This window comes from uncultured Methanobrevibacter sp., assembly GCF_902801725.1.
Lineage (GTDB): Archaea > Methanobacteriota > Methanobacteria > Methanobacteriales > Methanobacteriaceae > Methanocatella.
Genome location: NZ_CADCJB010000053.1, coordinates 1 through 10,596, shown reverse-complemented (window position 1 = coordinate 10,596; position 10,596 = coordinate 1). Strand labels below are relative to the sequence as shown.

The window sequence follows — 10,596 nt, the reverse complement described above, 5'->3', positions numbered from 1 at the left end:
GTCACCATACTGATAATATATGACAGGTTTTTTTAGAAATGCAAAATCAAAGGCAACAGATGAATAATCGGTTATCATAAGCGCTGAATCGCAGATGAGCTCATGGTATGTTGTGGCCTCATCAAAGGTTACGTACTCGTTTTTGTCGAAAAGATCAATGTGTTGGACCATCATAGGATGCATCTTCACGATAATTTCATAGCCGTATTGTCTTGCAGTCTCGATAAACCTTTCGTTGTTTATCAGATTGTTGATTCTTGCGAAATATTCCGATTTGAGAAGGGATTCCTTGGTTTTTATCTTGTGTCTCCAGGAGAATATGATTACAATCTGCTTTTTAAGATTTTCATTTGTCAGATAGTCATATCTTGGATATCCCAAAATCTGGATGATTTCCTCATCGTAATTGTAGTATTTCACATATGAATCATAGTCCTGTTGTGAAACTGCCAGAAGCAGGGCAATATTGTGGTCGTATTTCCTGAGCCAGTTTGGCATTGCATATTTTGGAATTCCGTGCTGTAGGAAATATACCTGTGAAGTTATGAGTCCCGTATATAGATTGAGGTCATTGTTCCTGATGGTGTCATCATCCTTTAGGAAAGGATTGAAGATGTTTATTGCAGGATGTGATGAAATGACCTTTTCCGCAAGAAGGTGGAGAAGCTTATGTTTTGCAGAACCGAATCTTAAAATCCTGTTGCCGTATGTCTTTTTCAATCTTTTATAGTCTGCGCAGTCTGATTTTATTGCAAAATACTTTTTGACTGAATCGTCCTGCTGGATGGAATAGCTGAAGAGATGTTCTCCGTTGTCTCCGCTCTGGTTTCTTCTGTCGGTATATATCCAGATCTTTTTATTCCCCATCAGTATAAACAAGGGGATATATGCTATCCTGTAGAGTGCGGCAGTCAGTGTAACTGATGAAAATTCGCCCAGAATATTTCTGAGAGTGGCGATTTCATGTTTAATCATGCTGTTCAACGAATAGTCATCCACATATAACCTGTCGTCTTCAAAGGATATGATTTTTGAGTCCTTGACGAAATATGGGTTTTCCTCTGACATGTTTGCATACGGCCGGAACATGATATGTCCGTTCATGGCAATGTCCTCATCGTTTTCATTGAATATTACCTTGAATTCTATGCTGGCCGTTTCATCTTCGGCTATCGGAATCTTCAAGTCAAAGGTATAGAAGAAAAACCATGGAAAGCCCAATACTTCCTGAGTCCTGCGCGGGGTCTTGTCATAATTGTAATATGTGGATTCGAATTCGCTTTTTTTCCCGTTTGAGTTTTTGATTGCTTTTATTCGGATATATCTGCTGTCGCAGATGCTTGCATAAGATCCTGTAATGTTTAAAAATCCGTTCTTCAGCTCGATGATGTCGAGAATTATTTTGATTGAGTTCAGTTTTCTTAAGGTTGTTTCACCGGACTTTAAAAGCACAAGCCTTCCCTTTGTTTCGCTGTGGAATTCCCTGTTTTTTAGAAATATCAGAAATTTTTTGATATTGCTTGAAATTGAGCGATGAGCTTTAATGACGTCCACGTCCATATGGGAAAGGATTTCATCCAAAAGTAAGTAAAACTCATCAATTTCATCACTATCCAATGCCCTGGAAATGCTTTTTTTGAAGTTTTTAATCTCAATTATTCTGTTGAGATTGAATAAGAGGACATTCTGTATGAATGCGGGAACCTTGCCGTATCTTTCAAGGGAGGATTTTATAAGTTCAAGATGGCCGTTTTTTAAACGTTCGATGTAGTACTGCCTGGTGTACTTTGAATTTCTGTTGGCGGCATTCCTGTCGGAACTCTTTCTGAAGAAATATTTTGCATTTTTCACAAGACCATACTTGCCCTTATTAATAAGGATCCTGTTTACAAAAAGGATATCTTCCATATAGCTTGCATTGGCATTGAATCTGATTGATTCGATTGCAGAATGCATTATGAAAATGGAATTTGCAAAATTCTGATAAAAGTCAGGCCATTCAAGGACATCTGCAACATCCCCCTTGCATTCTTCAAACTTGTAGTTCAGGTAATGGCTGGAATTGACACGGTCAAAAAATAAAACAGGCAATGCCACAAAATCATAATCGTCGTGGGGATTTCTTGAAAAGAAGTCAAGCACTTCTTGAAGGCAATCCTTGGAAAGCACATCATAGGCATCCATGAAGTTGATATATTCTCCGCATGCATGATCCAGTCCCAGATTGCGGGCTGAATAGCTGCCTGCCTTTTCTTGAGAAATTACTGTAATGTTGTTAGGATATTCCTTTTGGTAGCTGAGGCATATCCCTTTTGAATTGTCAGTGCTTGCATCATCTACTAAAATCAGCTGCACGTTTGAATTGAAATTTAATGTTTGGTTGATAATTGAGTCAATGGCTTCATTCAGGTATTTTTCATTATTATATACTGCCATCACAATTGAAAATTTAAAATTTTTACTCATATTATTCCCTTTACATACTGATATCGAATTCTTAATACTTAAAATTAATTCTCATAACATATTTGGTGATATAATATGTCAATTAAACATTTATAATATTAACTATAAGTATAAATTATGAAAGTGATTACCTACGGAACTTTTGATTTATTTCATGAAGGCCATTACAATATCCTAAAGAGGGCCAGGCAATTGGGCGACTATCTGATTGTTGGCGTGACCTCCGAACACTATGACAAAAGCAGGGGAAAGCTCAACGTTACCCAATCCCTGGTTGAACGGATAGAAAATGTAAAGAATTCCGGATTGGCTGATGAAATCATCGTAGAGGAATATGACGGACAGAAAATCGAAGATATCCAAAAATATGGAGTTGACAAGTTCGTAATAGGTTCGGACTGGACTGGAAAATTCGATTACCTCAAGGAATACTGTGAAGTGGTATATCTCGAAAGGACAAAAGGAGTGTCCAGCACACAGCTGAGGAACAGGGAATATGGAATACTTAATATTGGTTGCGTAGGTTCGGGAAGGATTGCCGTTCGAATGATCAGGGAATCCAAATATGTAAGCGGAGTCAATTTCGATGCTGTTTTCGGAAGAAATGATGAACATATCCGAGAGTTTGCAGATGAAAACGACATGGAATACTACACCACTGACTATGATGATTTTTTAGATAAGGTGGATGCAGTCTATATTGCAACACCTCATTCAACCCATTATGAGTTTGCAAAAAAGGCAATCATGGCAAAAAAGCATGTGCTGTGCGAAAAGCCTATTACATTAACCGAAAACCAGACAAGAGAACTTTTTGACCTGGCCAGAGAAAATGATGTGGTGATTTATGAGGCCATAAAAACAGCATTCGCCCATGCATTCAAAAGACTAATCAGCTATGCAAAAAGCGGAGTAATAGGAAACATAAGGGATGTTGACGCCACATTCACAAAGATGGTCACAGACAAGTCATTGAGGGAATACGACTTGAGCGTTGGTGGCGGAAGCGTCAATGAACTGATTACCTATCCCCTAATTGCCATCTTCAAACTGCTTGGCATAGATTATAACAGCATTGATTTTTATCCTTATTTTGACCAGGAAACTGGAGTTGATGTATATACCAAAGCCTTTATTCAGTATGATGATGCAATAGCCTGTGCCAATGTAGGTATTGGCGTTAAAAAGGAAGGTGAACTGGTTATTGCAGGTACTAAAGGTTACATCTATGTACCTTCACCATGGTGGAAGACCACATATTTTGAAATAAGATTTGAAAACACCAACAAAAATGAAAAATATTTTTTCCGTTTTGATGAAGACGGATTGCGATATGAACTTGTAGATTTCTATTTATCAATCATCAATGGAACCCAAAATACTAACGTCAAGGACTGTGAAAGCATCGCCATTTCAAGAGTCATTGAGGACTTTTCCAATATGTATCACCAAAAAGATATATAAATACTTAAATATGTGAAAAATAATATGCTAAATTGTAGATATAATCTACATGATATAATTTTTGGAGTTTTAAAATGAATAAAAAGATAGGTTTTATTTTAGTCTTGCTCCTAGTATCAGTAATGATGGTAGGTAGTGTAAGCGCAGGATTTTTTGACTTTTTGGGAGGCGGAAGCAGTGGCAACCAAACAGCAAATGACAACAACACTTTCGTCGTTGGTTTTGAACCAACACTAGCCCCTTTCGGATATAAGGACGCAAGTGGAAACTACACTGGTTTCGACTTAGATTTAGCAAAAGAAGTTTGTAAAAGAAACAACTGGACCTTCAAAGCTCAACCAACTGAATGGGATGCAAAAGATAAGGAATTAAACTCAGGAGCTATTGACTGTTTCTGGAACGGATTCACAATTGATGGAAGGGAAAACGACTACACATGGTCCAACCCATATCTTGAAAACAAGCAGGTATTTGTTGTAAAATCCAATTCAAGCATTAACAATGTTAGTGATTTGTCAGGTAAAACTGTTGAAACACAAAAAAATTCCACAATGGTAGAGGCTCTTAATGGAAACAACAAAACCATAAAAGATAAATTTGCTAATTTGACTGAAGTAGCTGACTTTGACATAGCATTCAAAGACTTGAAATCAGGTTCATGTGATGCAGTGGCTATGGATATTGGAGTTGCAGAATACGACATTAAAAACAGCAATTCTTCTGCAGATGACTTCAAGATATTGAACGAAACCATTAAAACCGAAAAATATGGTATAGGATTCAAAAAAGGCAATGATGCATTAAAAGACAAAGTACAAACCACTTTGGATGAAATGTTCAAAGATGGTACTGTCGCTAAAATTGCAGAAAAATACGGTATCTCTCAAGATTCCTTAATCCAACCTAAATAGATCGGTGAAATGAGGAGAGAATTAGTCATATTATATTGGGTACACTAAGTGAATAGCTTTCTGGAGGCATTGTTACCTTCATAGAGATATTCCCGCTCAATTACTTTTCTCTCTTTTATCTTTTTTTGAAATAAAACCACAACAATGAAAAAGATTCTTCTGTTTTGATTAAAATTGTTTAATTATGATTTTGAGTATTTTTCATTTGTCAGTCCCCAACAGAACTCAAAATACTAACGCAATGACTGTGAAGGCATCACCATTTCAAGAGTCATAGATGACTTTTCCATTTGTATCATTAAAAAATCACTGACGGTTATATAAATACATAAATATGTAAAAAATAAATATAATATTGTAGATTTAATCTACTTATATAGTTATAACTATTGGTGTTTTAAAATGAATAAAAAGATAGGTTTTATTTTAGTTTTGCTCCTAGTATCAGTAATGATGGTAGGTAGTGTAAGCGCAGGATTTTTTGACTTTTTGGGAGGGGGAAGCAGCGGCAACCAAACCGCAAATGACGAAAACACTTTCATCGTCGGTTTTGATGCAGAATTCCCGCCTTACGGATTTAAGGACGCAAGTGGAAACTACACTGGTTTCGACTTAGATTTAGCAAAAGAAGTTTGTAAAAGAAACAACTGGACTTTCAAAGCTCAACCAATTGATTGGGATGCAAAAGATGCTGAATTAAACTCCGGATCCATTGACTGTATCTGGAACGGATTCACCATCGACGGAAGGGAAAACGACTACCTATGGTCCAACCCATATTTCGACAACAAACAGATATTTGTTGTAAAATCCAATTCCAGCATTAACAAAATCAGTGATTTGTCCGGTAAAACTGTTGAAACACAAAAAGATTCATCAGCATTAGCTGCTCTTAACGGAGACAACAAAACAATCAAGGACAAATTCGCTACTTTGACTGAAGTAGCTGACTATAACACAGCATTCATGGACTTAGAATCAGGTGCATGTGATGCAGTGGCTATGGATATTGGAGTTGCAGAATACGACATTAAAAACAAAAACGCTTCTGCAGATGACTTCAAAATATTGAATGAATCCATCACAACCGAAAAATATGGTATAGGATTCAAAAAAGGCAATGATGCATTAAAAGACAAAGTACAAACCACCTTGGATGAAATGTTCAAAGACGGTACTGTCGCTAAAATTGCACAAAAATACGGTATCTCTCAAGATGCCTTAATCCAACCGAAATAGATTAGTGAAATGAGGGGAGAATTAGTTATATGATATTGAGTACAGTAATTGAACAGTTGCTTGGAGGTATGGTTACCTCCATAGAAATATTTCTGCTCACCTTGCTATTCTCTCTTCCTCTCGGTTTAGTCGTTGCCGGAGGAAGGATGAGCAGGTTTTCACCGCTCAGATGGATTGCAAAGATTTATATTTCCATCATGAGAGGTACTCCATTGATGCTCCAGCTGATTGTAGTATTTTTCGGACCTTATTACCTATTTGGAATGACCCTTTCCAGTGATTATAGATTCATTGCAGTAATCATTGCATTTACAATTAACTATGCAGCTTATTTCGCTGAAATCTATAGAGGTGGAATAGAATCTATAAACAGCGGACAATATGAAGCTGCTCAGGTATTGGGATATAGCAGGTTGGAAACATTTTTCATAATCATACTGCCTCAAGTGATTAAAGTGGTTCTTCCTTCAATTACTAATGAAGTTATTACGCTCGTTAAAGATACTTCACTTTCATTTGTTATTGCAATTCCTGAAATGTTTACAGTCGCCAAGCAGATTGCGGCTGCAGATGCATCAATCGCTGCATTGATGGTTGCAGGTATATTCTATTACTTATTCAACATATTGGTTGCATTCGTAATGGAACGTATTGAAAATAGACTTGATTATTATGAATAGGGGGAATATTTATGAGTTTGCTTGAAGTTAAAAATCTTAAAAAAAGTTTTAATGATAACGTGGTTCTAAAGGATATTTCTCTTAATGTTGAAAAGGGTGAGGTACTGGCAATTATCGGACCGTCCGGTTCAGGAAAATCAACATTGCTCAGATGCATAACAGATCTTGAACAGGAAGACAGCGGCGAGATAAATTTTGACGGAACCTTCGGTCTTGTTTTCCAAAACTTTAACCTGTTCCCGCATCATTCAGTAATGAAAAACATTACCAATGCACCGATAAAGGTTCAGAAAAGGGACAAAACTGAAGTATTCAATCATGCCCGAGACCTTTTGAAGAAAATGGGTCTTGAAGACAAGGAAGACGCTTATCCATGCGAACTTTCCGGAGGACAACAACAACGTGTATCCATTGCAAGAGCCCTTGCCATGAATCCGGACATACTGTTTTTCGACGAACCTACATCCGCACTTGACCCTGAACTGACAGGGGAGATTCTGGAGGTTATCCGTGAGCTTGCAGCAGAGCACATGACAATGGTTATCGTTACCCACGAAATGGCTTTTGCCCGTAATGTTGCAGACAGCATAATCTTTATGGACGGCGGAGTGATTGTTGTTGAAGGTTCACCTGAAGAGGTTTTCTCATCAGACAATCAGAGGATGAAGGATTTCCTTGGAAAATTCTATGATTAAGATATTCAATATCTTTTTCATCACTAATTCTTATTTTTTCACTTATTTTAATTAATTTCATTAACATCACTATCATTTTAATCAACCATTCATATAATAAAATTAATATCCTATTAAAAAACAGTTTAATATTTTTGTTTCATATATCCGTAGCGCTGTGGCAATGCAAGAATATGAATGTTAAGATTAAGTTTATTTAATATTGTGGATAAAGTATTATTATCGAAATATTGTTGTGAGGTATTATTTTCTTATGAAATGTCCTAAGTGCAATGCCGAAAATAACGAGGGAGCCAAATTTTGTAAAAAAAAAAATCCGACAACTCCAAAATCATTATTGTTGCATTGATTGTAGTGGTTGTGGTTTTGGCGGGAGCTTTCATATATCTTCAGGGATTCGGTAACGGTTCACACTCACAGGAAAGTTCACCTTCCCAGAGCGGCGCATCAGATTCCGCTTCTCAGGCTGACCAGGGCTCTTCATCACAATCCAGTTCCTCCCAGTCAAGCAATGATAAAGTGGCCAAACCACAATCAACAGCAATGAAAATACAGGGTGGAAGCTTCTCGACAGGCAGTGAACTGAGTGATTTGACCTATGCACATATATATGTAGGTAAAGAACATGCCGGCAAAAGCGTTATTCTTCAGATATGGTACAGCAGGGACGGTTCCACTTTGAATAACGGTAATATGGTGCCTGTTACTGTTCACTCCGACGGATATCTTGAAGTGCAAAGTGCAGATGCATACGCATATTATCCAGATCATGCAACAATCAACCTTTATGACAGCAATTCAAATCTTTTAGACACAAAAAGTGTATCCCTTACGCCGACTAGCGGTACCCAAACCTTCTAGTTGAATACACTTTTTCTTTTTTTATTTTTCAATCAAATATTTAAGACAATTTCTACATAACATTATCCAATGACTAGAATATCCATTATCATGCCTGTTTTCAACGGCCAGGAATATATTGAAAAGGCAATCGAATCGGTTTTGAGCCAGTCACTGGAGGATTTTGAACTGATTATTGTAGATGACGGTTCAACAGACGAAACGTTAGGAATAGCTGGTTCATATGATGATGAAAGAATAAGAGTCATCAGCCAGAATAACCAGGGTCCCGGACAGGCAAGAAACAGGGGCCTTGACATTGCCTGCGGAGAATACGTGATGTTTTTGGATGCTGACGACTGGTTTTGCATGGATGCATTAAAGACTGCCTATGCGGAAGCCAAAAAATCAGATACTGACATCACCATCTTTCAGATAATGAAATACTTCAACGGCAGCTACAGCCAAAACGACTGGTTTGATTTAAACAGCTTCGATGATGGCTTTGAGGACAGAGTATTCAATCCTCATGAGTGCAGTAATTTCCTCTTCGATATATCAGTAAGCGCATGCCAGAAGATATTCAACGGCGAGTTTTTAAAAAGAATTAATGCAAGGTTTCCTGGGGGAATCTATTTTGAGGATATGCCATTCTTCTTTTATACTTTCCTTAAAGCCGAAAGGATATCCATAATTAAGAAACATCTCTATGTTAGAAGAAAGCATGACGGATCAATCACAGAATCTGTCGACGCAAAATTCCTTGATACAGTTCCTGCAGGTCAGATTCTGATGGACATATTCATTGAAAACGGATGGTATGAAAAATATAAGTTTGACCTTATTGCATTTAAGGTCAATGGTCCCCGCTATGCTCTGATGGGCATTGAAGATAAATACCGCCCGGAGCTTTACAGTCTAATAAAAAAGGACTACGAAGCCATCAAAACTACTCCATACTATGATGATTACCTTGAAAACCTGGGGCCGGTGAAAAGGAAATTCTTTTTGGACATCCTGAAATCACAGTCATATGATGATTTTCGCAAAATGCAAAATGAATAGGGGCATTTTTACAATTTAATTTAAATATTTATTAACTATTGGACATATATTAATAAGTATAAAGTTAAAATGGTGTTAAATAAATGATTAATAGTACGGAAAGAATTTATAAATTTGACAATATGCGGGGAATCGCAATATTCTTTATTGTCCTGGGGCATATGCTTTTTGTTCAGAAGTTCCATAATGTCCAGCTGGTACATAACTTTTTATATATAATTCATTTGCCGATATTCTTTTTTGTAGCAGGATATTTCGCAAAAATCGGTCCTGATCAACCGATTAAAGCATTCAAGCGATTGATAATACCCTATCTGATTTCAATATAGTATACACTTTCTTTTCAATAGCAATAGGTATACCTTATGGATGGAAGCTGTTTGTAGTGCCTACATTTGCGCTATGGTTCCTGATTGTATTGTTTTTTATGAAAATGGCATTGCCTATATATGACAGGCTTAAGTATCCTATAATAATTGCAGTCATTTTGGCATTGTTTATAGGATTCATCGATTTCGAGCCTTACTTTGAAATTCCAAGGTTCTTTGCATTCACACCTGTCTTCCTCATCGGTTTTTACTATGAGGACATCACGGCCAAAATTCAAAACAGCTATCCTTCAATAGCAAATATCTTCAGCAAAAAGGTTATTGTAGTATTAATTGCTGTTCTGGTAATTCTCGGTTGTTATCTTGCAGTTCTGCAATTCCCGTTTAAGGTAATTGCCATGAATTCACATTATGCAAACAATTTCGGATTTATTAGTAGGGCAGTCATTCTGTTTTTAGGAACTGCTTTTGCACTGTTATTGCATTACTTTGTTTCAAATAGAAATACATTCATAACAAAGATTGGTCAAAATTCAATGGCCGTTTATATTTTGCATGTCTATCTGGTAAAGATTATCTATGTAAACTACAAGATGTTACACATTAACGACGGTAAGGTATTCATGATATTTGCCGTTGTCGCATCACTTGCAATTGTCTTCATACTGTCAAGGGACTTTGTAACTGTGGCCATGAATAAGCTGACTGATGTCGTATTTAATCTTTTGACAAAAAGAGTATCCTAAATGTTTTTTAGAAGGGATTTTTTCTGAAATTCTTTCTAATGTTTCTTTCTTTTTTTATGTTCAGAGTGTCCGCCAAAATTGATTTTTGATTTTTCGTCGAAAAATTTTTTAGCCTAATATTTATTATTTTTCTTATTTTTTTGCAAATTTTCATTTATTTT

10 protein-coding genes are annotated in these 10,596 nt (G+C 36.6%); 9 read left to right on the top strand and 1 reads right to left on the bottom strand.

The window, feature by feature from the left end:
* On the bottom strand, window positions 1-2,466 hold a 2,466-nt coding region (locus QZV68_RS09420; protein ID WP_296880751.1), incomplete at its 3' end, for a CDP-glycerol glycerophosphotransferase family protein.
* Window positions 2,467-2,583: 117 nt separating this feature from the next.
* Between QZV68_RS09420 and QZV68_RS09415 the strand changes: the two genes are divergently transcribed.
* The 9 genes from QZV68_RS09415 (at window position 2,584) to QZV68_RS09375 (ending at window position 10,435) form a co-directional block, all read left to right on the top strand.
* Window positions 2,584-3,930 (top strand): Gfo/Idh/MocA family oxidoreductase, encoded by a 1,347-nt coding sequence (locus tag QZV68_RS09415; protein WP_296880750.1) that lies wholly within the window; start codon window positions 2,584-2,586, stop codon window positions 3,928-3,930.
* 74 nt (window positions 3,931-4,004) lie between these two features.
* A complete protein-coding gene (locus QZV68_RS09410; RefSeq protein WP_296880749.1) occupies window positions 4,005-4,841 on the top strand; it encodes an amino acid ABC transporter substrate-binding protein in 837 nt (278 codons plus the stop codon).
* A 402-nt stretch (window positions 4,842-5,243) separates the two neighbouring features.
* On the top strand, window positions 5,244-6,080 hold the full coding sequence (locus tag QZV68_RS09405) for an amino acid ABC transporter substrate-binding protein (protein WP_296880748.1): 837 nt from the start codon (window positions 5,244-5,246) through the stop codon (window positions 6,078-6,080).
* Between the two features lie 29 nt (window positions 6,081-6,109).
* Window positions 6,110-6,760, top strand: coding sequence for an amino acid ABC transporter permease (locus tag QZV68_RS09400; RefSeq protein ID WP_296880747.1), 651 nt, complete (start codon window positions 6,110-6,112; stop codon window positions 6,758-6,760).
* 11 nt (window positions 6,761-6,771) lie between these two features.
* Window positions 6,772-7,455 carry an amino acid ABC transporter ATP-binding protein gene (locus QZV68_RS09395; protein WP_296880746.1) on the top strand — a complete coding sequence of 228 codons (684 nt, stop codon included), beginning with the start codon at window positions 6,772-6,774 and terminating at the stop codon, window positions 7,453-7,455.
* A gap of 354 nt (window positions 7,456-7,809) precedes the next feature.
* The gene (locus tag QZV68_RS09390) at window positions 7,810-8,316 is read left to right on the top strand and encodes a hypothetical protein (protein WP_296880745.1); all 507 of its coding nucleotides are present in this window, start codon (window positions 7,810-7,812) and stop codon (window positions 8,314-8,316) included.
* A gap of 69 nt (window positions 8,317-8,385) precedes the next feature.
* Window positions 8,386-9,360 carry a glycosyltransferase family 2 protein gene (locus QZV68_RS09385; RefSeq protein WP_296880744.1) on the top strand — a complete coding sequence of 325 codons (975 nt, stop codon included), beginning with the start codon at window positions 8,386-8,388 and terminating at the stop codon, window positions 9,358-9,360.
* 83 nt (window positions 9,361-9,443) lie between these two features.
* Complete coding sequence (locus QZV68_RS09380; RefSeq protein ID WP_296880743.1) at window positions 9,444-9,689, top strand: acyltransferase family protein; 246 nt, start codon at window positions 9,444-9,446, stop codon at window positions 9,687-9,689.
* A 56-nt stretch (window positions 9,690-9,745) separates the two neighbouring features.
* Complete coding sequence (locus QZV68_RS09375) at window positions 9,746-10,435, top strand: acyltransferase family protein (protein WP_363137262.1); 690 nt, start codon at window positions 9,746-9,748, stop codon at window positions 10,433-10,435.
* Window positions 10,436-10,596: the final 161 nt, after the last annotated feature.